24 protein-coding genes are annotated in these 24,825 nt (G+C 69.0%); 10 read left to right on the top strand and 14 right to left on the bottom strand.

Annotated features, from left to right (window positions below; translation table 11 throughout):
- Window positions 1–212 precede the first annotated feature (212 nt).
- Together ACWCOV_RS08920 and ACWCOV_RS08915 are read left to right on the top strand one after the other, a co-directional pair.
- The gene (locus ACWCOV_RS08920) at window positions 213–1,559 is read left to right on the top strand and encodes an HD-GYP domain-containing protein (protein WP_449828668.1); all 1,347 of its coding nucleotides are present in this window, start codon (window positions 213–215) and stop codon (window positions 1,557–1,559) included.
- Window positions 1,559–2,842 (top strand): HD-GYP domain-containing protein, encoded by a 1,284-nt coding sequence (locus ACWCOV_RS08915; RefSeq protein ID WP_449828667.1) that lies wholly within the window; start codon window positions 1,559–1,561, stop codon window positions 2,840–2,842. The genes ACWCOV_RS08920 and ACWCOV_RS08915 overlap by 1 nt, the downstream gene beginning before the upstream one ends.
- Here the strand turns inward: ACWCOV_RS08915 and ACWCOV_RS08910 are convergent.
- The 3 genes from ACWCOV_RS08910 to ACWCOV_RS08900 all read right to left on the bottom strand — a co-directional run bounded on the left by ACWCOV_RS08910 (window position 2,804) and on the right by ACWCOV_RS08900 (window position 5,473).
- Window positions 2,804–3,421 carry a DUF5317 domain-containing protein gene (locus tag ACWCOV_RS08910; protein ID WP_449828666.1) on the bottom strand — a complete coding sequence of 206 codons (618 nt, stop codon included), beginning with the start codon at window positions 3,419–3,421 and terminating at the stop codon, window positions 2,804–2,806. The genes ACWCOV_RS08915 and ACWCOV_RS08910 overlap by 39 nt on opposite strands.
- A gap of 118 nt (window positions 3,422–3,539) precedes the next feature.
- Window positions 3,540–5,195: a monocarboxylate uptake permease MctP gene (gene mctP, locus ACWCOV_RS08905; protein ID WP_449828665.1), complete on the bottom strand. Its 1,656-nt coding sequence runs from the start codon at window positions 5,193–5,195 to the stop codon at window positions 3,540–3,542.
- Window positions 5,192–5,473 carry a DUF3311 domain-containing protein gene (locus ACWCOV_RS08900; protein WP_449828664.1) on the bottom strand — a complete coding sequence of 94 codons (282 nt, stop codon included), beginning with the start codon at window positions 5,471–5,473 and terminating at the stop codon, window positions 5,192–5,194. The genes mctP and ACWCOV_RS08900 overlap by 4 nt, the downstream gene beginning before the upstream one ends.
- An 80-nt stretch (window positions 5,474–5,553) precedes the next feature.
- Between ACWCOV_RS08900 and ACWCOV_RS08895 the strand changes: the two genes are divergently transcribed.
- Window positions 5,554–6,531 carry an endonuclease/exonuclease/phosphatase family protein gene (locus ACWCOV_RS08895; protein ID WP_449828663.1) on the top strand — a complete coding sequence of 326 codons (978 nt, stop codon included), beginning with the start codon at window positions 5,554–5,556 and terminating at the stop codon, window positions 6,529–6,531.
- Here the strand turns inward: ACWCOV_RS08895 and ACWCOV_RS08890 are convergent.
- Window positions 6,518–7,423 (bottom strand): DUF2785 domain-containing protein, encoded by a 906-nt coding sequence (locus ACWCOV_RS08890; RefSeq protein WP_449828662.1) that lies wholly within the window; start codon window positions 7,421–7,423, stop codon window positions 6,518–6,520. The two genes, ACWCOV_RS08895 and ACWCOV_RS08890, sit on opposite strands and share 14 nt — an antisense overlap.
- 104 nt (window positions 7,424–7,527) lie before the next feature.
- Here ACWCOV_RS08890 and ACWCOV_RS08885 point away from each other — a divergent pair, with 104 nt between their 5' ends.
- On the top strand, window positions 7,528–9,006 hold the full coding sequence (locus ACWCOV_RS08885; RefSeq protein WP_449828661.1) for a sensor histidine kinase: 1,479 nt from the start codon (window positions 7,528–7,530) through the stop codon (window positions 9,004–9,006).
- A 51-nt stretch (window positions 9,007–9,057) separates the two neighbouring features.
- Here the strand turns inward: ACWCOV_RS08885 and ACWCOV_RS08880 are convergent, their stop codons facing one another.
- Window positions 9,058–9,309, bottom strand: a complete 252-nt coding sequence (locus ACWCOV_RS08880; RefSeq protein WP_012922773.1) for a WhiB family transcriptional regulator — start codon at window positions 9,307–9,309, stop codon at window positions 9,058–9,060.
- A 587-nt stretch (window positions 9,310–9,896) separates the two neighbouring features.
- On the opposite strand from ACWCOV_RS08880, the gene ACWCOV_RS08875 reads away from it, so the two are divergent.
- Window positions 9,897–10,172, top strand: coding sequence for a hypothetical protein (locus ACWCOV_RS08875; RefSeq protein WP_449828660.1), 276 nt, complete (start codon window positions 9,897–9,899; stop codon window positions 10,170–10,172).
- On the opposite strand, the gene ACWCOV_RS08870 is transcribed toward ACWCOV_RS08875, so the two are convergent.
- The 5 genes from ACWCOV_RS08870 to ACWCOV_RS08850 all read right to left on the bottom strand — a co-directional run bounded on the left by ACWCOV_RS08870 (window position 10,173) and on the right by ACWCOV_RS08850 (window position 13,906).
- Window positions 10,173–10,970 (bottom strand): RNA polymerase sigma factor SigF, encoded by a 798-nt coding sequence (locus tag ACWCOV_RS08870; protein ID WP_449828659.1) that lies wholly within the window; start codon window positions 10,968–10,970, stop codon window positions 10,173–10,175.
- Window positions 10,967–11,359: an ATP-binding protein gene (locus ACWCOV_RS08865; RefSeq protein WP_449828658.1), complete on the bottom strand. Its 393-nt coding sequence runs from the start codon at window positions 11,357–11,359 to the stop codon at window positions 10,967–10,969. Before ACWCOV_RS08865 ends, ACWCOV_RS08870 begins: the two co-directional genes overlap by 4 nt.
- Window positions 11,360–11,484: 125 nt before the next feature.
- A complete protein-coding gene (locus ACWCOV_RS08860) occupies window positions 11,485–12,240 on the bottom strand; it encodes an amino acid ABC transporter ATP-binding protein (protein ID WP_449828657.1) in 756 nt (251 codons plus the stop codon).
- Window positions 12,240–13,061: an amino acid ABC transporter permease gene (locus ACWCOV_RS08855; protein WP_449828656.1), complete on the bottom strand. Its 822-nt coding sequence runs from the start codon at window positions 13,059–13,061 to the stop codon at window positions 12,240–12,242. Before ACWCOV_RS08855 ends, ACWCOV_RS08860 begins: the two co-directional genes overlap by 1 nt.
- The gene (locus ACWCOV_RS08850; RefSeq protein WP_449828655.1) at window positions 13,058–13,906 is read right to left on the bottom strand and encodes a transporter substrate-binding domain-containing protein; all 849 of its coding nucleotides are present in this window, start codon (window positions 13,904–13,906) and stop codon (window positions 13,058–13,060) included. Before ACWCOV_RS08850 ends, ACWCOV_RS08855 begins: the two co-directional genes overlap by 4 nt.
- 303 nt (window positions 13,907–14,209) lie before the next feature.
- Between ACWCOV_RS08850 and ACWCOV_RS08845 the strand changes: the two genes are divergently transcribed.
- Window positions 14,210–15,421: an NAD(P)-dependent malic enzyme gene (locus ACWCOV_RS08845; RefSeq protein WP_449828654.1), complete on the top strand. Its 1,212-nt coding sequence runs from the start codon at window positions 14,210–14,212 to the stop codon at window positions 15,419–15,421.
- Window positions 15,422–15,425: 4 nt separating this feature from the next.
- Here ACWCOV_RS08845 and ACWCOV_RS08840 read toward each other — a convergent pair whose 3' ends face one another.
- Entirely contained in the window at window positions 15,426–16,751 is a 1,326-nt protein-coding gene (locus ACWCOV_RS08840; RefSeq protein WP_449828653.1) for a hypothetical protein, read from the bottom strand.
- Between the two features lie 220 nt (window positions 16,752–16,971).
- Between ACWCOV_RS08840 and ACWCOV_RS08835 the strand changes: the two genes are divergently transcribed.
- The 3 genes from ACWCOV_RS08835 (at window position 16,972) to ACWCOV_RS08825 (ending at window position 18,878) form a co-directional block, all read left to right on the top strand.
- Window positions 16,972–17,940 carry a zinc-binding dehydrogenase gene (locus tag ACWCOV_RS08835; RefSeq protein WP_449828652.1) on the top strand — a complete coding sequence of 323 codons (969 nt, stop codon included), beginning with the start codon at window positions 16,972–16,974 and terminating at the stop codon, window positions 17,938–17,940.
- Window positions 17,941–18,444, top strand: coding sequence for an N-acetyltransferase family protein (locus ACWCOV_RS08830; RefSeq protein ID WP_449828651.1), 504 nt, complete (start codon window positions 17,941–17,943; stop codon window positions 18,442–18,444).
- A 137-nt stretch (window positions 18,445–18,581) separates the two neighbouring features.
- Entirely contained in the window at window positions 18,582–18,878 is a 297-nt protein-coding gene (locus ACWCOV_RS08825; protein ID WP_449828650.1) for a WhiB family transcriptional regulator, read from the top strand.
- Window positions 18,879–18,881: 3 nt separating this feature from the next.
- On the opposite strand, the gene ACWCOV_RS08820 is transcribed toward ACWCOV_RS08825, so the two are convergent.
- The gene (locus ACWCOV_RS08820) at window positions 18,882–20,117 is read right to left on the bottom strand and encodes a sodium:proton exchanger (protein ID WP_449828649.1); all 1,236 of its coding nucleotides are present in this window, start codon (window positions 20,115–20,117) and stop codon (window positions 18,882–18,884) included.
- 114 nt (window positions 20,118–20,231) lie between these two features.
- Here ACWCOV_RS08820 and ACWCOV_RS08815 point away from each other — a divergent pair, with 114 nt between their 5' ends.
- Window positions 20,232–20,588: an ArsR/SmtB family transcription factor gene (locus ACWCOV_RS08815; RefSeq protein ID WP_449828648.1), complete on the top strand. Its 357-nt coding sequence runs from the start codon at window positions 20,232–20,234 to the stop codon at window positions 20,586–20,588.
- 63 nt (window positions 20,589–20,651) lie between these two features.
- Here ACWCOV_RS08815 and ACWCOV_RS08810 read toward each other — a convergent pair whose 3' ends face one another.
- Together ACWCOV_RS08810 and ACWCOV_RS08805 are read right to left on the bottom strand one after the other, a co-directional pair.
- Window positions 20,652–20,828, bottom strand: coding sequence for a DUF6104 family protein (locus ACWCOV_RS08810; protein ID WP_360365326.1), 177 nt, complete (start codon window positions 20,826–20,828; stop codon window positions 20,652–20,654).
- Between the two features lies 1 nt (window position 20,829).
- Complete coding sequence (locus ACWCOV_RS08805; RefSeq protein ID WP_449828647.1) at window positions 20,830–24,720, bottom strand: multifunctional oxoglutarate decarboxylase/oxoglutarate dehydrogenase thiamine pyrophosphate-binding subunit/dihydrolipoyllysine-residue succinyltransferase subunit; 3,891 nt, start codon at window positions 24,718–24,720, stop codon at window positions 20,830–20,832.
- Between the last annotated feature and the right edge of the window lie 105 nt (window positions 24,721–24,825).

The raw sequence follows: 24,825 nt of genomic DNA, 5'->3' as shown, positions 1-24,825 counted from the left end.
GTTCGTGCGGCGGGTCACGGTCTGGCTTACAGTGTTTCGGCGCAGCCGATATGAGCAAAATCTTGATCAGTCAGCGAAGTGCTGTCTGCCCCCCTGCGCCCTGCCGCCTCTGGCGGGGCGCAAGACTGCGACCGCTGAACAGGAGGTGCGACATGCTCGCAGACGGTTGGGACTGGTAGTCCCGAGGCGTCCACCCAGGTAGCGTTGCGCGCGTGAACCGGCGGGTGCTGCTTCGGCTGGTGGTTGTCACCACGACCACCCTCGCTGTTGCCATTCTCGGACTTGCCGCAGCACACGCGACGATTGACGCGCCCACCATCTGCCTGGGCCTGCTGATGCTGGCCGGAACCGTGCTCCGGCCCAGGGTCGGACAGGTCTACCGGACGTCCCTCGACTACGTACTCGTCATTGCGCTCTATCTGTTGTCCGGCGTGGGGTCCGCGATCCTGGTCGTCGCCGTTGGCGCCCTGTCACAGGATCGTCGCCATCCGTTGGTCAAGAAAGTCTTCAACGGCGCCCAGTCGGTGATCTGCGCCGCGGCCGGCGGGCTGGTGTTCCACTTCGCCGGTGGCCCGATCGGCGACGAGGTGCTGTCGCATCCGTGGGACGCGATCTGGACTACTACCGCGGCCAACGCGACCTGGCTCGTGGTCAACGCCCTGCTGCTGTGCGTGGTGCTGTCGCTCGAACCGGGTGATCCGACGCCGGCCACCTTCCTCCGCAAGGTGGCGTTGCCGACCTCTCCGTCCCTGCTCGGCTACGGTCTGCTCGGCCTGCTGCTCGCGGTCGCCTGGCTGTCCGGCCTGGGTTTCCTGTCCATCCTGCTCATCTTCGTGCCGCTGTACGTCAGTCGCTGGGCCCTGTCGCAGTACGAGGCCGAGCGGCGAGCGCAGGCGGCGACCATGCGGGCGTTCATCCAGGTCATCGAGGCCAAGGACCTCTACACCCGGGGTCATTCCGAACGGGTCAGCGAGGGAGTCGGGATGCTCGGCCGCCAGCTCGGGCTGAGCTCCGACCGGCAGAGCGCGCTCGAGCATGCCGGGCTGCTGCACGACGTCGGCAAGGTCGGGGTGCCGACCAGCATCATCCGCAAGCCCGGCCGGCTGGACGACTCGGAGATGGACGCGATCCGGCTCCATCCGGCCCGCGGGGTGGAGCTGATCGGCAACATCCCCTTTCTGGAGGAGGTCAAGTCCGCGGTCCTGCACCATCACGAGAAGTACGACGGCAGCGGCTACCCGGCCGGCCTGAGCGGTGAGAACATCCCGTACTTCGCCCGCATCATCGGCATCGTGGACGCGTTCGACTGCCTGACCTCGACCCGGTCCTACCGGCCCGCCCGTGGGGTGGAGGAGACGTTGGAGATCCTGATCCAGGACCGGTACACGCACTTCGATCCCCGCCTGGTGGACGCTTTCGTCGCGGTCATCAGGAAGCACGGCTGGAAGACCGTGGACCAGCCGGCTCCGGACGGCTCCGTGGTGGTGGCGATCGACCACGACGACCTCAGCCTCGGCAGTGGCGGCGGCGCGACCGGCAGCGCGGCAGGACCGGAGTGATGGCGAACGGGAGTGTGACGGAAGGCCTCGAGCTGCGCCGGATGGGCAGTGGGGTCGTCATCCTGGTCGGCGGCGCGGCCCTGGCCCTGATCGCGATCGTGCTGACGGCCCGGAACGGGATGACCGAATGGTCGTACGCCTTGACCTTCGGAGCGCTGATCGCGATCGGCGAGATGGTGCAGTTCCGGGTCGACCGGATCCGGAACCGGGCTCCGATCGCCACCAGCGCGGCGCTCGGCTACGCCATGCTGCGCGGGCCCGAGGTCGGCGTGCCACCGGACGTCGCGCAGGTGATCGCGGTGACCGCGGTCGCCACCCTGGCGGGACTCTTGCCGAGAGCAATCGCCGGACTGGGCTGGGACATCGTCGTGTCCTGCCGGCGGGGTATCTCGGTGGCGTGCGCCGCCGCGGTCTTCGCAGCGCTGACGCCCGACGACCTCGCTTGGACCGGGCGTTGGCAGGACGCGCTCTGGCTGGCCGGCGCGATGCTCCTCGGCATCCTGAGTGCGGGGATCAGCGATGCGCTGATCGGCGCGGGCCAGGCAACCGAACGCCACAACAGGCCGTTCCCGGCGGCGCTGCGCGACGAGCTCGCGGTGATGGGCAGAATCGGGCTGGCGATGGGGATCAGCGGCATCCTGCTCGCCAGCGGTACGGCGTTGCTGGGCCTGTGGGCGCCTCCGCTCGTGGTGGTGCCGTTGTTGCTGACCCAGTTCGCTTTTCGCCGGTTCGCCTCCGCGCAGCGGACATACCGGACCACGGTTCGCTCGATGGCCCGCAGTACCGAGATCGCTGGTTTCAGCAGCCCTGGGCAGAACGCGCGGACAGCTCAGCTGGCGGTTGCTCTGGGCCACGACCTGGGGCTGACGCCGTCGCGGATGGAGGCCCTGGAGTACGCGGCGTTGCTGTCGGGCGTCGGCCAGCTGGCGTTGTCGGATCCCAGTCCTGGTGGAGCTTCGTTGCTGCGGACAAGGGAGGAGCGGCAGCGGGCGGCGGAGATCGGGGCCGCGGTGATCGAGCGCTCCGGCGTGCTGGATCACGTCGCCGAGATCGTCCGGCACTCCAACGATCCGTACCGGCAGGGGCGGGCCAACAACGCCGACATCCCCCTGGAGAGTGGGATTGTCAATGTGGCGTTGGCGTATGAGCAGTTGGTGGGGGAGGGGACCGGGCAGTCGCCGGGGAAGGCTATGGAGTCGATCGGGTTGGGGATCGGGGCGGAGTACGACCCGGTGGTGGTCGAGTCACTCAGGAGGGTGATCGGCCGGGGCTTCCGCTTTTAGGCGCAGCAGCGCAGGCGTTCCCTCGCAGGGCTTCAGGTCGTCCCAGACCGGTGCTTCGTGGGCCGGGATGCGGTGCGACCCGCCCATTCCGGCGTACAGGAGAAGGCCCGCGCCGGCGGCGATCAGGACATCCCCTGGGCTGACCGCCTGACCGAGCCCGGGAAGGGCCACGGGTACGACGTCGCCGAGCCACGGCAGCCTGGTCGCCGCATCGGACAACTCGTGGCGCGGTGAGCCGGTGAAGGGACCGACGCCGGCGCGGACCAGGGCGTCGGCGGCGACCGGCATCGCGCCGTTCAGGGCGACCACCAAGGCGTTGCAGAAGAAGCCCAGGGCAAGCAGTCCGACGCCGGGGTGCCGCAGGTTCTGGCGGAGGAAGACCGCGATGCAGACCGCGGAGCCGATCAGCCCGACCGGGTACGCCGTACTGCCGATGATCGCGCCGAGGAACTGTCCGATCGCGGCCGCGGCCAGCCAGTGCACGCCGGTCAGCGAGTTGTCGGCCAGGCTGGTGAGGCGTCCACCGGTCGCCCAGGCCGCACCCGCGGCGAGCACCATGACGAGGAGGACCAGCAACACCCTCGCGATTCTGCCGCGCCGGGCCCGGAATCCCGGGCAAGCTGATCCCGCAGCGTGTCGACATAACAGCAAAGAGTGATGGCGGCCCCTTCCGCAGAAGGGACCGCCATCGTTCGGGTCAGGACTTGGCCGAGGCCGCGCCGCCCTCGTCGAGCAGTTCCGGCAGGTCCTTCACACCCGGATCGCCCTGGTCGGCGCGGTAGTCCGAGGCGTGCGTGCTGTCCACGCCGTCCGGCACCTTCACCGCCCGGAAGACCAGCGTCAGCACGACGACCACGATCAGGTTGAGCCCGAAGGCGGTCAACGCGATGTAGGCCTGGGTGTCGGTGAACGGGATGTTCGTCACCGAGCCGCCGAAGTGCTTCCCGGTCGCCGGGTTGACCACGTTGTAGGCCTCGAGGGTGCCGTACACCATCGCCACCGCCCAACCGGCCAGCAACGCCCAGCGGTGGAACCATCTGGTGTACAGGCCGACCACGATCGCGGGGAAGGTCTGCAGGATCCAGATTCCACCCAGCAGCTGGAAGTTCAGCGCGAGGGTCTTGTCCAGCGTCAGCACGAACGCCAGCGCACCCAGCTTCACCACCAGCGACGCCAGCTTGGAGACCTTCGCCTCCTGGGCCGGCGACGCGTTCGGTTTCAGGAAGTCGCGGTAGATGTTGCGGGTGAACAGGTTCGCCGCCGCGATCGACATGATCGCCGCCGGCACCAGCGCGCCGACCGCGATCGCCGCGAACGCGATCCCGGCGAACCAGGACGGGAACTCCTGGTCGAACAGCCGCGGGATGGCCAGCTGCGGGTTCGCGATCCCGTCCAGGCCCTTCACGTCCACGTTGGCCTTGATCGCCATGAAGCCGAGCAGCGCGAGCAGGCCGAGCAGCAGCGAGTACGCCGGCAGGATCGCGGCGTTCCGCCGGACGATGTTGCGGTTCTTGGTCGACAGCACCGCGGTCACCGAGTGCGGGTACATGAACAGCGCCATCGCCGAACCCAGGGCCAAGGTCCAGTACGCCGAGTAGCCCGTCTCACCCGGGATGAACGCGCCGACCGGCTTGCCGGTGTTCGGGTTCGTCGAGGTGAGCTTGGCCTCGGCGGCGTCGAAGATCGAGCCCCAGCCGCCGAGCACGTGCGGCAGGTAGAAGATCGCGACCGCGATCACCAGGTAGATCAGGCCGTCCTTGACGAACGCGATCATCGCGGGCGCCCGCAGACCGGAGGAGTACGTGTACGCCGCCAGCACCGCGAACGCGATCAGCAGCGGCAGGTCCTTGGCGAGCAGGTTGTCGCCGCCCAGGCCCATCGTCTCGAACACGGCCTGCATACCGACCAGCTGCAAGGCGATGTACGGCATCGTGGCGAGGATGCCGGTCACCGCGACCGCCAGCGACAGCGACTTGCTGCCGTAGCGGCCGTGCACGAAGTCGGCCGGGGTCACGTAGCCGTTGCGGTGCGAGACCGACCACAGCCGGGACATGAAGATGAAGATGATCGGGTAGACCACGATCGTGTACGGCACCGCGAAGAAGCCGCTGATCGCACCGGTGGCGTACATCGCGGCGGGTACGGCGATGAACGTGTACGCGGTGTAGAGGTCGCCACCCAGCAGGAACCAGGTGATGAAGGTGCCGAAACCGCGGCCGCCCAGACCCCACTCGTCCAGGTTGTCCAGGCTGCCGGTGCTGCGCCAGCGGGCGGCCATGAAGCCCATCGCGGTGACGGCGCCGAAGATGACGACGACGATGGTCAGCTGCACCCAGTCGACGGTGTGGTTCACTGGTCGCCCTCCTTCGCCGTGGCCGGCTTGTCAGGGTCACCAAGGCCCTGCGCCGCCCGTCGCTTGCGCTCCTCGGTGATCACCAGCCGGTAGCAGATGCTGACCAGGGCGGCGGAGAGGAAGACCCACAGGAACTGGTACCAGTAGAAGAACGGGAAACCCCACAAGCGGGGTTCGTCCCTGGCGTAGGTCGACACCAGGAGCGGCACCACGACCGCGATCGCCAGCAGGACGCCGGAGATCCAGTACGCGGGTTTGACCGCGGACAATCGGGACACTGCAAACCTCCTCGGGACACAGGCGCAACGGAGCACGCTACCGTTCGACCCGACACGGGACCAGATCTTCAAGGTGGTTCATGGATAACGAACGAGCATGGTTCGTCCGGCGGCTCGTGCTGTCCGTTCTCTTTCTGCTGATCGTTGCCGTCCCGCTGTATCCGGAGCTGTACGGACTGGACGAGGTCACCCCGTTCGCGCAACTTGTGGCGTTTCGCCCACAGGGGCTGGCCGTTCTGCTCCTGCTCGGCCTGCTCATGCTGGTACGGCGGGGATGGCGCATCGCCGCCGTACTCGTTCTGGGCCTGGCGTTGACCGGCGCCGTGCTGACAGCTCCGCGGCAGTTCTCGGACGCGGATCCGCCGCCGGAAGGGTCGCGGGTGCTGACGATCATGGTCGCCAACGTGCTCGGCGGCGGCGCCGACGCCGGCGCGGTGGCCAAGGTGATCCAGGAACGGCGGCCCGACCTGGTTTCGTTGCCGGAGGCACATGCCGACGTCCGGGAGGACATCCGCGCGCACCTGCAAGGCCTTGCGTACAACGGTTACACGCTGCAGCCGAGCAAGGCGGTCGAGAGCGCGACGAGCGTGCTGGTGTCGTCGTCACTGGGTGCTGTGCGTTTCCAGGCCGACCAGCTGGCCACGACCTTCGGCCACATCATCGTGACCGGCGGGAACCTCGGCGAGCTACGGCTGATCGCGTACCACGGCTTCCCGCCGTTGCCGGACGAGGTGATCACGTGGAAGCAGGACCTCGGCGTCCTCCGGCAGTGGTGCGCGCAGAATCCGCCGACGATCGTGGCCGGCGACTTCAACGCCACCACGGATCACGCGGACTTCCGGCACGCGCTCGGCTCGAACTGCCGCAGCGTCGCGTCGCTGACCGGCGCGGGACTCGTCGGGACCTGGCCGTCGGACCGGCCGGCAGTCACGCGGACGCAGATCGACCACGTGCTGATCACCCGGCAACTCGAGCCGGTTCGCTTCACGACGTACGCGATCGAGGGCAGCGATCACCGGGCTGTGGTGGCGACTGTCGCCGTACCTAGGACTGGGTAGACGCCGGGCGGTAGATGTACGGCTGCGAGGCCTGCACGGCTTCGGTGAGCATCAGCAGCATGTCCGCCCGGGCCTCGATCGGCCGGCCGAACAGCTCGTCGTCACCCGGGATCGGGAAGCCCTTCACACCGATCGCCAGCTGGCTCAGCAGAACGTGCAGAACGCCGCGGGCGTTGAAGACCTGGGGAGTGGGCCACTCCGGCAACGTCTCGTGCATCAACGGCTGCTGGGCCGCAGTCGCCGCCACTGGCTTCAGCCAGCGCTCCAGTTCGTCGCTGGTCAGCATGTTCCGGTGCAGGATCGTCATCACGGCATGCGCGACGCGGTCGTGCTCCTCATGCACCCAGCGGTACTGCGTGTCCTTCACGATCCGGTCGGCGAGTACGTCGAGCAGCGCCCGGAGCACTCCGGTGTCGCAGTGCCGTGACCGGGCCAGCGCGCCGATCGCATCCGCACCATGGGCAACGGCGTGCGCCCAGCCACAGTCCGGCACGTAGCCGCGCAGGTCGCGCTCCCGCAGCAGCCAGGTGGCCAGCCGGTCGCCCCAGCGCATCACCACCTCGTCGTGCACCAGGAACTCGGCGTTGTCGCGGTGGATCACCTCCGCCAAGGTCAGCGCGGTGAACGACCGGCGGAAGACGGTGTCCGTGCCGTCCTCACCCAGTCCGTACGCCAGCCCGGCACACAGTCCGTCACCGAAGCCCGGCAGCAGGTCGTCGTACACCCCGCGCTCCAGCCAGGTGGCCAGCGTCGGGTACGCGAGCGCGTCCCGGATCTGCGGGTTGGTGCTGGCGAGGCCGCGGACGAGCTCTTCGGTGAGGTCGGTCAGACCACGGTCGCGCGGTACCGCGTAGTCCGCGGCCATCACGTCCTGCCAGTACGTCGACTCCACCCGAGCATCCTTTCATCCGTGCCTGATCAATCAACACCTAGATACACCTACTTGTCGAGTGGACCACCGCGGGTACTGGTATAAGCCGTCGGTAGCATCGAACCGTGCCGTCTCTGACCGATGTGGCCCGTAACCACACCACCCTGGACCAGGCCGACCTGGACCGTCTGCAACTGCTCGTCTCCGACTGGCAGATGCTGGCCGACCTGTCGTTCGCCGACCTCGTGCTCTGGCTGCCCGACACCGAGGGCCTCGGCTTCTGGGCCGGGGCGCAGATGCGGCCCACCACCGGCCCGACGGCGTACCTGGACGACATCGTCGGCAGCTTCATCCCGCGCGGCCGCCGGCACCTGCTGGACCAGGCGTACGACGGTGGCCGGATCTGCCGCGAGGGCGACCCGGAGTGGCGCGACGACGTCCCGGTCCGGGTCGAGACGATCCCGGTCCGGCGCGGCGCCCGGGTGATCGCGGTGATCGCCCGGAACACCAACCTGCTCGGCGTCCGGACCCCGTCCCGGCTGGAGATCGCCTACCTGCAGAGCGCCACCGACCTGGCCCGGATGATCACCGACGGTGTCTTCCCGTACGGCGGGGAGCGGCTGCTGTCCACCACGCCACGCGTCGGCGACGGGTGCATCCGGGTCGATCGGCACGGGATGGTGACGTTCGCGAGCCCGAACGCGTTGTCGGCGTACCGGCGGATGGGCCTGGTCACCGACCTGGTCGGCAGCCGGCTGAAGGACATCACCGGCGAACTGCTGCACAGCGGGCACAAGGTCGACGACGTGCTGGCGTCGGTGCTGACCGGGCGCGCGGCCAAGGAGCTCGAGATCGAGAACCCGGAGGCGACGCTGTTCCTGCGCGCGATCCCGCTGCGCGCCGAGGGGCAGCACGTGGGGGCGCTGATCCTGCTCCGGGACGTGACGGAGCTGCGCAGCCGGGAGCGGGAGCTGGTCACCAAGGAGGCGACCATCCGGGAAATTCATCATCGCGTCAAGAACAACTTGCAGACCGTCGCCGCGTTACTCCGGATGCAGGGCCGGCGGATCACCGTGCCGGAGGCCCAGGCCGCGCTGGCCGAGGCGGTCCGCCGGGTCGGGTCGATCGCCATCGTGCACGAGACACTGTCGGAGTCGTTCGACGAGCACGTGGACTTCGACGACGTCGCCGACCGGGTCAGCGCGATGGTGGCCGACGTGTCCACGGTCGCCACCTCGGTCGAGACCAAGCGGTCCGGGAGCTTCGGCGTGCTGGATTCCGAGATCGCGACCCCGCTGGCGATGGTGCTGACGGAGCTGATGCAGAACTCGGTGGAGCACGCTTTCCGGTCGCGCGACGGCGATGAGGCCAGCGGCACCATCGAGCTGTGGGCCGAGCGTTCGGTCGGCCGCCTGCGCGTCACCGTGATCGACGACGGGCACGGGCTACCGGCCGACTTCGACTCGGAGCTGTCCGGAAACCTCGGCCTGTCCATCGTCCGCACCCTGGTGATCGGCGAGCTGGACGGGACCCTGGACTTCGGCCCTCGCCACGACGGACGGTCCGGCGCCCAGGTCACCTTGGACCTGCCGGTCAAGGAGTAGGGGAAAGCGAAAGGCCCCGCGGGATGGTCCGCGGGGCCTCGAAGTTCTTGCTCAGGCGGTGCGGATGCGGGCGCGGGCGTTGCGGCGCTTCAGAGCGCGGCGCTCGTCCTCACTCAGCCCACCCCAGACTCCGTGATCCTGGCCGGCTTCCAGCGCCCATGCGAGGCACTGCTCACGCACGTCGCAGCGACGGCACACCTGCTTGGCCTCCTCGATCTGCATGATCGCGGGCCCGGTGTTGCCGATGGGGAAGAACAGTTCCGGGTCCTCATCGAGGCAAACGGCCCGGTGGCGCCAATCCATGGCGGATCCCATCTCTCTCAGTAGTTGTCGTACGCTGTGAGCCTGGTCTGTGCCCAGTCAGCGCGGCTTTTACTCGTGGTTCAGCTCGCACAGGGGGTTCGAGGTGCGAGGTGTTCGATCCAGGAACGTGTTGTGAACGTTTTCACGAACGAGACCATGTTCCCAATCTCGGCTGAGCGAAACAAGGGTTCTGGAGTTGTCGATCAGATCACAACACTTCCTTAACACTACGAACCGGTGCGCAGCCGTTCACCCCGTCCGGTAACCGGACGGAACATCGTTCTTGCACTCACCCGTTCACTGCAAGTAACCGATCCAACGGCCTTTTGGTTACGCATGACCTCAGATCCCTGTGGGGCTGGGGTTCCTGCGAACCGTGGGCTCGCAGGAAGAGGGGGTGGTCGTCCCTTGCGCCCGAACTGCCGAACGGCACGGGGCACTAAGCTGGCGAAGTGCCGACCGACCCCCCAGCTGCCGCCGTACCGAGACCGCTCAAGCTAGCCGCGGCTGTGGTGGCTGCGGAAGGGCTCGTGCTCGTCGTTCTCGGATTTGCCGAAGCATTAACGATCCAAGGATCCCGGCTCTTCATGGGGCTGACCACGACCGCGTTCTTCATCCTGTACGGCGTGGGCCTCGGGCTGGTCGCCCGCGGCCTGTCGCGCGCGTCCACCTGGAGCCGCGGGCCGGCCGTGTTCGCGCAGCTGATCCAGATCCTGGTCGCGTACAGCTTCTGGGGCGGCGGCACCAAGCCGGTCGCGGTCGCACTGGCCCTGGCGGCCCTCTTCGTGCTGCTCGCGATCTTCCGAAGGGCTTCCACCGAAGCCCTCGCGGACGACCCGACCAAGGACCGCCCGGTCCTGTAGCTACTCCTTCAGCAGGCCCGTCCGCAGCTCGGTGAGGGTGCGGGCGAGCAGGCGGGAGACGTGCATCTGGGAGATGCCGATCTCCTCGGCGATCTGGGACTGCGTCATCCCGCGGAAGAACCGCAGCGTCAGGATCCGCTTCTCCCGGGTGTCCAGCTGGGCCAGCAGCGGTTTCAGGGACTCCCGGTACTCGACGCTCTCCAGCGCCTCGTCCTCGCCGCCGAGCCCGTCCAGGACCGTTGTGGCGTCGGTCTCGTTCTGGTCCGGGGCGTCCAGGGACAGCGTGTTGTAGGCGTTTGCGGACTCCAGTCCCTCGATCACCAGGTCCGGGGACAGGCCCAGCCGGTCGGACAGCTCGGCGACCGTCGGGGCCCGGCCCAGCTCCTGGGTCAGCTCGGCGGTCGCGGCGGTCAGCGAGAGCCGGAGCTCCTGCAGCCGCCGCGGCACCCGGATGGCCCAGCCCTTGTCCCGGAAGTACCGCTTGATCTCGCCCAGGATCGTCGGCGTCGCGTACGTCGAGAACTCGACGCCGCGATCGGAGTCGAACCGGTCGATCGCCTTGATCAGGCCGATGGTGGCCACCTGGACCAGGTCGTCGTACGGCTCGCCGCGGTTGCGGAAGCGGCGGGCCAGGTGCTCCACCAGCGGCATGTGCAGCGCGACCAGGCCGTCCCGGGCGACGCCGTAAGCCCGGTCACCCGGCCCGTCGGCGGCCGCCATCGCCCGGAACAGGTCGGCCGTCCGGGTCCGTAGATCGGGGGAGTCCTGGGTCGTAGCCAGGGTCTTGTCCTCGGTCACGCGGTCTCCGTGGCGGTGGCGGTAGCCGTCACGGTGATGGTGAGCCGGCCGTCGATCGTCTCCGCGGCCGCGGACTCGACCAGCGCGGTCAGCACGGTCCAGCCGAACGACGAGGTGTCCGGGCGCCAGCCGTTCGGCACCACGGCGCTGGTCCGCACTGTCAGCTGCGGCGGGTCGATCTCGAACACGCAGTCCAGCACGCCGTCGGAGGCCTGTGGCAGCAGCAGCGCGCACGCCTCGTCGACAGCGATCCGCAGGTCGTCGATCGCGTCCACGGTGAAGTCGTTGCGGGCCGCGAGGTTACCCACCACCGACCGCGGTACGGCGATGTACGCACTGTCCGCCGGAATACTCAGACGGACCTCGGCGGATCGTCCCCTGCTGCCCACGCTGCCTCCTCGGGTCCGGCGGGCGATCGTCCCACCACGCCGTACATCTTCCACTCTGAAAGCCCGCAATGCACGGCGAAGGCCCGGCCTTGTGGACAAGACCGGGCCTTCGCGGCAGCCGAACGTCAGCCGGTGGGCTCGACGTGGGTCGGGTCCAGGACCCGGCGCAGGAACGTGCGGGTGCGCTCGTGCGCGGGGTTGCCGATCAGGTCGGCCGGCGGGCCCTGCTCGACGATGACGCCGCCGTCCATGAACACGACCCGGTCGGCGACCTCGCGGGCGAACGCCATCTCGTGGGTGACCACGAGCATCGTCATCCCGTCCAGCGCCAGCTTGCGCATCACGGTCAGCACCTCGCCGACGAGTTCGGGGTCGAGCGCCGACGTCGGCTCGTCGAACAGCATCAGGGCCGGGTCCATCGACAGCGCCCGGGCGATCGCGACCCGCTGCTGCTGACCGCCGGAGAGCTGGGCCGGGTAGGCGGTCACCTTCTCGTTCAGGCCGACCCGATCCAGGTTGGCCCGGGCGATCCGTTCTGCCTCGGCCGCTTTGCGCTTCAGCACGGTCGTCTGCGCGATCGTGCAGTTCTGCAGCACCGACAGGTGCGGGAACAGGTTGAACTGCTGGAACACCATCCCGATCTGCTGCCGGGCGGCGTCCAGGTGGCAGTCCGGGTCGGTGATGTCGTCACCGCGGACGAACACCTGCCCTTCCTGCGGCTGCTCGAGCAGGTTGACGCAGCGCAGCAGCGTCGACTTACCAGAGCCGGACGGGCCGATGACGCAGACCACCTCGCCCTGCTCGACGGTGAAGTCGATGCCGCGCAGGACGTGGTTGCTGCCGAAGGACTTGTGCAGGTTCTTGATCTCGACCAGTGCCATCAGCGGCTCCTCGCAGCGCGCGCCTCGAGCCGGCGGACCAGGATGCCCAGCGGCAGCGTGATGATCAGGTAGCAGAAGCCCGCGGTGACGAGCGGGGTCAGGTTCGAGTACGTGTTCGCCAGGTCCCGGCCGAAGCCGGTCAGCTCGTACCCTTCCGCCGAGACGCCGATGATGAAGACCAGCGAGGAGTCCTTCACCAGCAGGATCAGGTCGTTCGTCAGCGGTGGCAGCACGATCCGGAACGCCTGCGGCAACACGATCTTCCGGGTCGCCAGCCCGGCCGGCATACCGAGCGATCGGGCCGCCTCGACCTGCCCCTTCGGCACCGCCTGGATGCCGGCCCGGATCACCTCGGCCATGTACGCCGACGCGACGATGCCGAGCGCCAGCCAGACGACGCCGTACGGATCCCAGGGGATCGTCAGGCCCTCGAACGCCAGCGGCAGCAGGCTGAAGGCGATGAACACCACGATCGCCGGCAGGCCGCGGAAGAACTCGATGTAGGCCGTCGCGAGCCACCGGTACGGGCCGACGCTGCTCAGCCGCATCAGCGCCAGGATGGTGCCGCCGACCAGGCCGATGACGAAGGCGCCGGCGGTGTACTCCAGCGTCTTGACCAGGGCGTTGAGCAGGCCGTCCTCGAACGCTGCCTTGATGTACTCCGGCTTGAAGAAGACGTCGGCGATCTGGGCCCAGTCGGCGGTGAACACCGCGACCCCGACCAGGCCGATCAGGATCGCGTACTGGATCCCCCGCGAGCGCCGAGCCCGCTGCCGCGGGCTCAGCCCCTTCCGCTCAACGGTTTCGGTCGAGGTGCTCACTTCTTCGGCTCAACCCCGAACCACTTCTTGTAGATCTCGTTGTACTGGCCGTCCGACTTGGCCTTGGCCAGCAGTTCGTTGAACTTGGCCACCAGCTTCGGGCCGCTGCCGTCCTTGAGGGCGGCGAAGCCGTACTGCTCACCGGTGTTGAACTCGGTCGCGATCGTCATGTCCGGGTTCGCCTTGACGAAGTCGTACAGCACGCCGTTGTCGTTGATGGCGGCGTCGACCCGGCCGGACTTCACGTTGTTGGTCTGCAGCGCCAGGTCGTTGAACGGGATCACCGTGTAGCCGTTCGCCGCGGCGTTGTCGTCGGCGTACTTCTTGCCGGTGGTGTCCGCCTGGGCGCCGATCTTCTTGCCCCGCAGGTCCGCCAGGCTCTTGATGCCGGAGTCCTTCTTGACCATCAGCACCTGGGTGGCGTCCATGTACGGGTCGGTGATGCTGATCGCGGCCTGCCGCTCCGGCGTGATCGTCATCGCGCCCATGCCCATGTCGCACTTCTTCGCCGCGAAGGCGGCGCCGGAGGTGACCTGGGCCCACTCGATGTTGACGACCTCCTGCTCCAGGCCGAGGTCCTTGGCGACCAGGTCGAGGAGATCCACGTCGAAGCCGACGACGTCGGCGCCGTCCTTGTACTGGAACGGCTTGTACGGCAGGTGGGTGCAGACCATCAGCTTGCCGGGCTTCACCAAGGTGATGCCGGCCGCGGCGGCCTTGTCCTCGGTTCCACCGCTGCTGCCCGAGTCGTCACTGCCGCAGGCTGTCAGCGTGAGCGCGAGCACTGCGGCCGCGGCGACGGTGGCGCGGGCGCGACTCTTGCGGAGGGTGGAGACGATGTTCATCGCGGTTACTCCTCGACACTGGAACTTGTATTCCGTCCCGCACGGTAACCGGGCCGGATGCCGCATCCTGACACAGCAACCAGCCGGGTGGCGGCAGCAGACTCCGGCCGATACCTCATCGTCACCCTGTTGCGGCTGTTCGGAACCCTGTGGGGACCCTCACAGAGCAGACCAGTGCGGTGTGTGGTTTACTCGGTGCGACGGGTGACCCCCTGGCCACGGCGTTGTTCGACGCACCCACTGATCGAACCGCCCACTCACTGTAATCGACCGCCATCTCGCTGTTACCGAAGGGTCCCCCGCATGGTCGCCCAGCCGCATCCGTCCGTTTCCACGCCGCTTCCCGAGTCCGACCGGTACGCCGGTGACGCAGTCTTCGAGCTGCACCGCGGCGGCAAGATCGAGGTCACCTCGTCGGTCCACGTCCGCGACGCCGCCGACCTGTCCAAGGCCTACACGCCGGGGGTCGCCCGGGTCTGCACGGCGATCGCCGAGGACCCGTCGCTGGTCCGGCGCTACACCTGGAAGTCCAACGTGGTCGCGGTCGTCACCGACGGCACCGCCGTACTCGGGCTGGGTGACATCGGACCGGCCGCGTCGCTGCCGGTGATGGAGGGCAAAGCCCTGCTGTTCAAGGAGTTCGGCGGCGTCGACTCGGTGCCGATCGCGCTCGACTGCACCGACGTGGACGAGTTCGTCGAGACGGTGGTCCGGCTGGCCCCGACGTTCGGCGGGATCAACCTGGAGGACATCTCGGCGCCGCGCTGCTTCGAGATCGAGCGCCGGCTGAAGGAGCGGCTCGACATCCCGGTGTTCCACGACGACCAGCACGGTACGGCGGTCGTCGTACTGGCCGCACTGCGGAACGCGCTCCGGGTCACCGGGAAGTCCATCGGGGACATCCGGGTCGTCATCTCCGGAGCCGGTGCGGCCGGGGTCGCGTGCGCGCGGATCCTGCTGCAGGCCGGCGTCGGCGACCTGGCCGTTGTCGACAGCAAGGGTGTGCTGCACGAGGACCGCCCGGACCTGAACCCGGTGAAGCTGTCGCTGGCCCGGGACACCAACACCGGCGGGCGCTCCGGCCGGCTCGTCGATGCGCTGGACGGCGCGGACGTGTTCCTCGGGGTGTCCGGCGGGACGGTGCCCGAGGAGGCGATCGCCCGGATGGCCGACGGGTCGATGATCTTCGCGCTGGCGAACCCGAACCCGGAGGTGCACCCGGACATCGCGCACCGGCACGCCGCCGTGGTCGCGACCGGCCGGTCCGACTTCCCGAACCAGATCAACAACGTGCTCGCGTTCCCCGGCATCTTCCGCGGCGCCTTCGACGCGAACGCCTCCCGGATCACCGAGGGCATGAAGCTGGCCGCCGCCGACGCCCTCGCCAACCTCATCGCCGAGGACGACCTCCGCCCCGACTACATCATCCCGTCCCCCTTCGACCCCCGCGTCGCCCCGGCCGTGGCGGCTGCGGTTGCCGCGGCAGCAGCGGCCGACGGGGTCGCCCGCGCGTGAGCCGTCAGGCGCGGACCACCATCCGCTCCCACCACGAGCCGGCTCGCGTCAGCATGGTGAGGTCGTGCCCGCCGGATTCGACGTACCCGGTCATCGCCAGCCGGGAGTAGACGGCGGACATCGCGCCCCGGCCGGAGCCGTCGTACCAACCGCCGCGGCGGACGGCGTCGTCTCCGGTTCCGGGGAACGTGGTGCGGTCCAGGTCGAGCCAGGGGAACTCGGCCGGGACCGCAAGCTGGGTCTGCTCGATGAACCGGTGCGTGTACGCGACCTTCGCGTCCAGACCGTGCCAGAACAGTCCGGGTGCGAGGACCTTGCGTGGGGGAGTGCCGCGCCAGTACGACGCCAGCCAGGCGGGCGAGTGCGGCACCTTGACCTGGTTGTCGCGGACCGCCTTCAACGCCGTACCCAGCTGGGCGATCGCGTTCGGGGACCAGCCGTAGGTGATCAGGTACGGATGCTCGCCGGTCTCCTCGCCGATCTCGTACGTCGCCCCGTCGAGCGGGAACCCGGCCGGTGCGCCGGCGTAGATCAGGTCCGGGTCGATCTCGGTGGTGCCGAGCAGGTGCCGGGTCCCGGACGCGGCGGCGTTGTTGTAGGCGGCGGTGCGGAAGCGGCCGTAGCCGGTGGCGAGTGCGCGGACGGCGGCGTACTGGTCGAGTGACAGCATCGCGGGCGCCCAGTGCTCGACGTCCCAGCTGCCCATGTTGCCGTCGTCACCGGCAACGAAGTGCGGGAAGGCGCCGACGTAGCGGTCGTTGTGGAAGGCCGTGACGGCCTCCTGGCGGGTGTACTGCAGGGCCGCCACCCGGTCCAGCATGGCGCGGGCCGCGGTGTCGGCCGACTCGATCCGGGCCGGGTCGCCGGACCGCTGCTCGAGGTGCTCGGCGTAGTTGACCAGCAACTCGGCCCGACCGGTCAGGGTACGGATGTCGCCGGAGCTCAGCACGGTGCCGGGCTGCGCGGCGTACAGGTCGAGGAGGATGGTCACGTAGGTCTCGAGGTTGGTGCGCAACCGCGGATCGGCTTGCAGATAAGGGCTGCGGAGCACCTGGAGGGCAAGGTCGGTGCTCATCTGCGCCGGCCGCCGCTGCAGGATGTAGTCGAGCAGTTCGTCCGCGGTCTGTCGCTGCTGCGGATCGCCGGTCACGTCGTACATCGCGGCCACCGCCGCGTGCGCGTGTGAGGCGCCTTCGAGACCCCGGCCGGTGGCGACGCCGTCGGCGGTGATCTGCAGGTAGGCGCCGGTGACTTGTGTGGCCGCGGCCGGCACCGCCTGTCCGGCCAGCAGGGCGCCGCTCAGGCCGGCAGTCACCAGGAGACGGAACATCGGTCCTCCTCGATAATTTCGGTCAGGTCCGTTATTGCCTGGATTTCGGCGGGCTAAACTCCGGCACTGCTGATCGACAAGCTGCAGCACGAGCGCGAGCGGATCACCGCGTCCATCCGGGCGTTGGAGGAGTCCCGGGAGCTGCTGGACGGCGTACTGGCGAAACCCGTGGTGAATTCGGTAACTGACTCGGCGTAGACCACCGCGTAGGTTGGTACGCATGCTTGCTGCCTATGCCGCCAAGTTCGACGCCGACGACCCGATCGCTGCGCTGGAGGTGGGGGAGCGGCCCGACCCGACCGTGCCCGAGGGATGGGTGACGATCGACGTCCGGGCGACCGCCCTCAACCACCACGACCTGTGGTCGCTGAAGGGGGTGGGGCTGGCCGAGAAGAGCCTGCCGATGATCCTCGGCTGCGACGCGGCCGGGATCGACCCGGACGGCAACGAGGTCGTCGTGCACGCGGTGATCTCGGACCCGGCCTGGAAGGGTGACGAGACGCTCGACCCGAAGCGATCGCTGCTCAGTGAGCGCTACCAGGGGACGCTGGCCGAGAAGGTCGCCGTACCCGCGGGGAACGTCGTGCCGAAGCCGGCCGGGCTGAGCTTCGAGCAGGCGGCGTGCCTGCCGACCGCGTGGCTGACGGCGTACCGGATGCTGTTCACGCAGTCGGGGCTGAAGCCGGGTGACACCGTGCTGGTGCAGGGCGCCGGCGGTGGCGTGGCCACCGCGCTGATCGCGCTGGCACGCGCGGCCGGGATCAGGGTCTGGGCGACCAGCCGGGACGACGCGAAGCGCGCGAAGGCGCTGGAGATCGGCGCGCACGACGTGTTCGAGTCCGGGGCCCGGCTGCCGGAACGGGTCGACGCGGTGATGGAGACCGTCGGCCAGGCGACCTGGTCGCACTCGCTGAAGTCGCTGAAGCAGGGCGGCACCGTGGTGATCTCCGGCGCGACCAGCGGCCAGGCGCCGAAGTCGGCCGAGCTGAACCGGATCTTCTTCCTCCAGTTGCGCGTCCAGGGCTCGACGATGGGCACCCGGACGGAGCTGGCCGAGCTCGTCCAGTTCATGGCCAACGCCGGGATCTCGCCGCACATCGACTCGGTCCTCCCGCTGGCCGACGCCCGCAAGGGCTTCGCCAAGATGAACGAGGGCGACGTGTTCGGGAAGATCGTCTTTACTGTCTGAGTGCAACCGGAGATTCGCCGCGCGACGACGGACGACGCCGAGGCCGCGGCCTGGTGTCACCTGCTCTGCTGGCGCGAGGCGTACGACGGCCTGGTGGACCCCGCCGTACTCGCGGAGCGGACCAGCGACCTCGACCGCCGGATCGAACGCTGGTCGCATGCGCTCGGCGAGGGCTGGATCCGGTGGCTGGCGATCCATCCGGACCCGGCCGCCGGGGTCGAGGACCGGGTGATCGGCTTCTCGTCGGCCGGCCCGGCCCGCGACGACGACGCGCCGACGCCGCTCGAGCTGTTCGCGATCTACGCCCGGAAGGCCTGGTGGAGCACCGGCCTGGGCGCCCGGCTGCTGGAGGTTGCCATCGGCAAGGAGCCGGCCACCCTGTGGGTGCTGGAGCGCAACGAGCGGGCGCTGGCCTTCTACCGGCGGCACGGGTTCCGCGAGGACGGCACCCGCGTCGACGAACCGTTCCTCGGGGTGCCGGAGATCCGGATGGTGCGTAGCTGAGTGCCACCGGCACTTTTGTGCCGGACACCGTTTCACGCCGGAAACATTCGCGTCGCACCGGGGCAACGCGACTGGCTCACTCTGTTCCTACCGCAGCACGTTTCGATCCGCCTGATCGATGAGGAGCAGGAGTGCCCATGAGGCCGACCTTGACGGTGATCGCCGACCCCGCAGACCGCTGGATGACCAAGGCTGCGTGCGTCGGCCAGGCCCCGTCGTACGACGAGACCGCCACCCAGTGGGAGCAGCGCAAGGCCCAGGCCGTGTGCCTGACCTCGTGCCCGGTGATCGACGAGTGCCGCGAGTGGGCCCGCCGCACCAAGTTCACCGGCACCGCAGCCGGCGAGAAGTTCCTCTACGGCCGCCGCCGCGGCCGCCCGGGCCCTCAGGAGCGCCGCCGCCCCACGATCGTCGAGGAGCAGCAGGCCAGCTGAGACTCAGACTCCGACAAGCTCGTCGGCGCGCTCCGCGTCGGCGGGCTTTTCCGTGCGGCGGAACGGGGAGGTCAGCGTCGGCAGCAGCTCGCGCCGGTTCCGCGCGAAGGCCACGATCGCCAGCACCAGGTAGATCCCGCTCAGCACGTACCGCCCGGTCTGACCCGGTACGGCGAACTGGACCGCGAACAACCCGAGCAGCGTCCAGGCCGCCCACCGCGGGAAGCGAAGGCTCAGCAGGACGGCGAGGCCCAGCAACGTCTGCGTCGCGGTGAGCAGGAACTCCTCGACCTGCCGCCCGTCCAGGTGCAGAGCCGTCGACCCGCCGCCGATCCCGTAGGCGATCGGGAGGCTGCCGATCAGCAGGGTCCACTGGTTCACCTTGGCCGAGATGAGCAGGCCCAGGGCGGCTGCTCCCTTCCCACGCCAGGCGAACAACAGCGCCACGATGAACTCCGGCGCCTCCGAGGCCAGCGGAGCCAGCCATTGCACCAGCAGGAACTGGTCGATCCCGAGCGCGTGCCCGCTCTCGACCAGCGAGTCCGCGAACGGCTCGGCGGCGGCCAGGATCACGCCCGCCGAGGCCAGGAACATCCCGATCACGGTGATCCGGCGTTTGACGGTCGGCAGCGCGCCGATCGTCGCGGCCGGGCCGATCAGGTCCGGCTCGTCGTCGTGTCCGGAGACCGCGGCACGGTAGAGGTAGTAGGCGAAGAACGCGAGCAGCAGGATGCCCAGCACCAGGTGGATCTCGCCGGTCACCGGGATCACGAAGGCGACCACGGCGGCGACCGCGAGGAAGCCGAGCTCGCGGCGGTAGCCGGAGTCGAGGACGAGGGCCTTGACAGTGCGGCCGCTGCGTCGCGAGGCGACGTACAGGCTGATCAGCACGACGCTCGACCAGCCGAGGCCGAGGAGCAGCCGGTTCGACCCGGTCATGTTGGCCGCGGCGTACTGCACGTAGTCGGGGTTGGTGCCGGCCGTGTGCGCGAAGTAGAGGTCCACCGCGTACTCCGGGAGGACCGCGATCACCGCGAGCAGCGCGATCGCCAGGCCGCCGGAGATGTCCACCTCCGCCGCCTCCGCCGCCCAGGCCAGCACGAACGACGCGGCGACCACGGCCACGCCGAAGACGAGCATCGAGGCCAGGGCCGGCGGGTGCGTGCCGGTGAGCCGGAGCGCGACCGCGGGGATCGTCACCAGCAGCAGCATCAGCACAGGGCGGAGGGCTCGAAGCATGCCTCCAGCCTGACATCGTTTTGATACTTTCGCAATTGCGAAAGTGTGAGACCGTCGTCACGACGGCCTGCCGCGCTCCTGCCTGGCCGCTCCAGCGGTCACAATGACTGCGCGATGACGACACCGTTCCCCGAACCCACGAAGGCCCAGCTGGAATCCGCCGCCGGCACCTTCGCGATGCTGTCCGCCCCGGTGCGGCTGCATCTGGTCTCACTGGCGGCCCAGGGCGAGTACGACGTCGGCACGCTGGCCGACCGGGCCGGCGTCAGCATCGCCACCGCCAGCCAGCACCTGGGCAAGCTCCGGCTGGCCGGCATCATCACGGCCCGGCGCGAGGGCCGGCGGCACATCTACACCGTCGACGACCCCCACGTCCTCAACCTGGTCGACCAGATCTTCGAACACATCGCCCCCGACGGCACCCTGGCCCCCGACCCACCCCGCCGGCCCCGCCCACCCCACACGGACTAGAGACACGAATGCCCTCCGCCGTCGGCGGAGGGCATTTCGGTCTGGCTTGGAACAGCCGGAGGGTCAGTCGTCTTCGTCGTCGAGGCGGGCGAGCCAGGTGGCGAAGCGTTCGATGGGGGTTTCGAAGTCGGGGTTCAGGTCGACGAACTCGCGCAGCCGTTCGGCTACCCAGGCCAGCGTGACGTCTTCCTCGCCACGCCGGCCCTCGAGCTCCTCGATCCCTCGATCGGTGAAGTACACGTCAGCTGAACGCCTGCTTCAGCAGCGTGGCCTGCTCGGACTGGTGCACACCGTGCGAGCCGACCGACGGCGCCGACATGGCCGGGCGGGAGACCCGGTAGAACGGCTTGCCGCCGAGGTGCTCGGTCAGGTTCAGCGCCATGAACGGCCACGGGCCCTGGTTCGCGGGCTCGTCCTGGACCCAGCGGATCTCGCTCGCGTTCGGGTACTTGGCCAGCTCGGCGACGATCTCCTCGGCCGGCAGCGGGTAGAGCTGCTCGACCCGGAGGACCGCCGTGCTGAGCTTGTCCGGCTCCGCCTTCTTCCGCTCGGCCAGCAGGTCGTACACGATCCGCCCCGACGCCAGGATGACGCGCTCGATGCCGCCCGCGGCCGCCTCGGCCTCGGCGTCGCCGATCACCGGCTTGAAGGTGCCGTGGGTCAGCTCCTCCGGGTGCGACACCGCCTCCTTGCGCCGCAGCAGCTGCTTCGGCGTGAAGACGATCATCGGGTTGTGCTCCTCGCCGAGCGTGTGCCGGCGGAGCAGGTGGAAGTACGACGCCGGCGTCGACGGCTGCGCCACGGTCATCGCGTTCTCGGCGCAGAGCTGCAGGAACCGCTCGATCCGGGCCGAGGAGTGGTCCGGGCCCTGGCCCTCGTACCCGTGCGGCAGCAGCAGCACGACACCCGACTTCTGGCCCCACTTCGCCTCACCGGACGAGATGTACTCGTCGATGATCGACTGGGCGCCGTTGACGAAGTCGCCGAACTGCGCCTCCCACAGCACCAGCGCGTCCGGCCGGGCCACCGAGTAGCCGTACTCGAAGCCGAGCGCGGCGTACTCGCTCAGCAGCGAGTCGTAGACGTGGAAGTTCGCCTGGCCCTCGTCCAGGTGCTGCAGCGGCACCCAGTCCTGGCCGTTGACCCGGTCGATGATCGCGGCGAACCGCTGCACGAAGGTGCCGCGCCGGCTGTCCTGGCCCGCGAGCCGGACCGGCCGGTTGGCCAGCAGCAGCGTGCCGAACGCGGTGATCTCCGCGCTGGCCCAGTCGATCGGGCCCTGGGTGATCGCGGACGCCCGGCGCTGCAGCTGCGGCAGCACCTTCGGGTGCACGGTGAAGCCCTCCGGCAGCGTGGTGTACGCGTCGGCGATCTTCTTCAGCACCTCGGGCGTGGTCGCGGTCGCGTCCGGGCCCTCCGGCTTGTCCGGGTACACCGGGACGGTGACGTACGGCGCCGGGGTGTCCGGCTGGCTCTTCGCCTCGCGGACCTCGGTGAAGACCCGCTCCAGCCGCTGCTGGAAGTCCCGCATCGCCTGCTCGGCCTCTTCGACCGTGATGTCGCCACGGCCGATCAGGGCCTCGGTGTAGAGCTTGCGGACGGACCGCTTCTGCTCGATCAGGTCGTACATCAGCGGCTGGGTGAAGCTCGGGTCGTCGCCCTCGTTGTGACCGCGGCGGCGGTAGCAGACCAGGTCGATGACGACGTCCTTGTTGAACGCCTGGCGGTACTCGAAGGCCAGGTCGGCGACCCGGACGCAGGCCTCGGGGTCGTCGCCGTTCACGTGGAAGATCGGCGCCTGCACCATCCGGGCCACGTCGGTGCTGTACATCGACGACCGGGACGAGGCCGGGGAGGTGGTGAAGCCGACCTGGTTGTTCACGATCACGTGGATCGTGCCGCCGGTGCGGTAGCCGCGCAGCTGGGACAGGTTCAGCGTCTCCGCCACCACGCCCTGGCCGGCGAAGGCCGCGTCGCCGTGCACGAGCACCGGCAGCACCGGGAACGCGGAACCGCGGTCCAGGATGTCCTGCTTGGCCCGGACGATGCCCTCGAGCACCGGGTCGACGGTCTCCAGGTGGGACGGGTTCGCGGCCACCGAGACCTTGATCTTGTCGCCGAACTCGGAGACGAACTCGCCCTCGGCGCCCAGGTGGTACTTGACGTCACCGGAGCCCTGCACGGTCCGCGGGTCGATGTTGCCGTCGAACTCGCGGAAGATCTGGCCGTAGGACTTGCCGACGATGTTGGCCAGCACGTTCAGCCGGCCGCGGTGCGCCATCCCGATGACGACCTCGTCCAGGCCGGCCCCGGCCGCCTCCTCGCAAAGCTCGTCGAGTAGCGGGATGGTGGTCTCGCCACCCTCCAGCGAGAACCGCTTCTGGCCGACGTACTTGGTCTGCAGGAAGGTCTCGAACGCCTCGGCCTCGTTCAGCTTGGCCAGGATCCGCAGCTGCTCCTCGCGCGGCGGCTTGGTGTGCGGCCGCTCGACCCGCTCCTGGATCCACTTGCGCTGCTCGGGGTCCTGGATGTGCATGTACTCGATACCGGTGGTCCGGCAGTACGAGTCGCGCAGGATGCCGAGGATCTCGCGCAGCTTCATGAACTTGCGGTCCGCGCCGCCGAACGAGCCGGTGGCGAACTCGCGGTCCAGGTCCCACAGGGTCAGGCCGTGGGTGGCCACGTCCAGGTCGGGGTGGCTGCGCTGCTTGTACTCCAGCGGGTCGGTGTCGGCCATGATGTGGCCTCGCACCCGGAAGGCGTGGATCAGCTCCAGGATCCGGGCCTGCTTGCTGATGTCCTCCTCGTGGCTGTGCGGGAGGTCGGCGGCCCAGCGGATCGGCTCGTAGGGGATCCGCAGCGACTGGAAGATCTCGTCGTAGAAGCCCTCCTGGCCGAGCAGCAACTGGTGCAGCCGGCGCAGGAACTCACCCGACTGGGCGCCCTGGATGATCCGGTGGTCGTACGTCGAGGTCAGCGTCATCACCTTGCTGACCGCGAGCTTGGCCATCGTCTCTTCGGCCGCGCCCTGGTACTCCGGCGGGTACTCCATCGCGCCGACGCCGACGATGCAGCCCTGGTTGGTCATCAACCGGGGCACGGAGTGCTGGGTGCCGATGGTGCCGGGGTTGGTCAGGCTGATCGTGGTGCCCTGGAAGTCGGGCAGCGCGAGCTTGTTGTCCCGGGCCCGCCGGACGATGTCCTCGTAGGCCATCCAGAACTCGGCGAACGTCATCTCCTCGGCGGCCTTGATCGACGGCACCAGCAGCTGCCGGGTGCCGTCCGGCTTCTGCATGTCGATGGCCAGGCCCAGGTTGATGTGGGCCGGCTGCACCAGGGTCGGCTTGCCGTCGGTCTCGGCGTACGACGCGTTCATCTCCGGCAGCGTCTTGAGCGCCTTCACCAGCGCCCAGCCGATCAGGTGGGTGAAGGACACCTTGCCGCCGCGGGCGCGCTTGAGGTGGTTGTTGATGACGATGCGGTTGTCGATCAGCAGCTTGACCGGGACCTGCCGGACGCTGGTCGCGGTCGGGACCGTGAGGCTGGTCTCCATGTTCTGCGCCGTCCGCGCGGGCGCGCCGCGCAGGATCTGCCGCTCGGCGTCGCTGCTGGACGCGGGCGCGGGCTTGGGCTGGGCGCTGGGCGGCTGGTTCACCGTGCCTCCGGTTGGGACCGCGCTGCTGGGGGCAGGCGCTGCCTTGGCTGCTGGTTGGCTCTGCGCTGCGGGTTGGCTCTGCGCTGCGGGTTGGCTCTGTGCCGCGGGCTGGTTCTGCGGTACGGCGGCCTGCGCAGTGGCCGCCGGGGTTGCGGCAGCCGGGGCCGGAGCGGCGGCTGGGGGAGCGGCAGCGGCGGCCGCCGCTGCAGGTTGGCTCGAGGCGGGCGCGGATGCTGCCGTGCCGCGGCTCGGCGCCTCAGGAGTCTTGTTGTCCGACACCGCGTCGGGCCTGGGAGCGTCGGCCGGGGTGGTCGTCACCGGCTTCGCGTCACCTGGCTTGTAGTCCTTGAAGAAGTCCAACCACGCCGGATCCACCGAATTCGGGTCCTGCAGGTACTTCTCGTACAACTCGTCGACCAGCCATTCGTTCGCACCGAAGGCTGCTAGTGGGTTGGTGTCTGATGGCTCGGTGGCCACTTGGCAGTTCGCCTCTTCCGATCGGTCCGGTACCGCGGGTGTTAATGCTGATGTTATGGGTGGTGTCCCAGGGCAAGGCTAATAGCACGCCGACCACTTCCACAG

The organism is Kribbella sp. NPDC002412, from assembly GCF_053592935.1.
The sequence above is the reverse complement of the archived record's forward strand: the minus strand, read 5'-3'. Positions and strand labels throughout refer to the sequence as shown.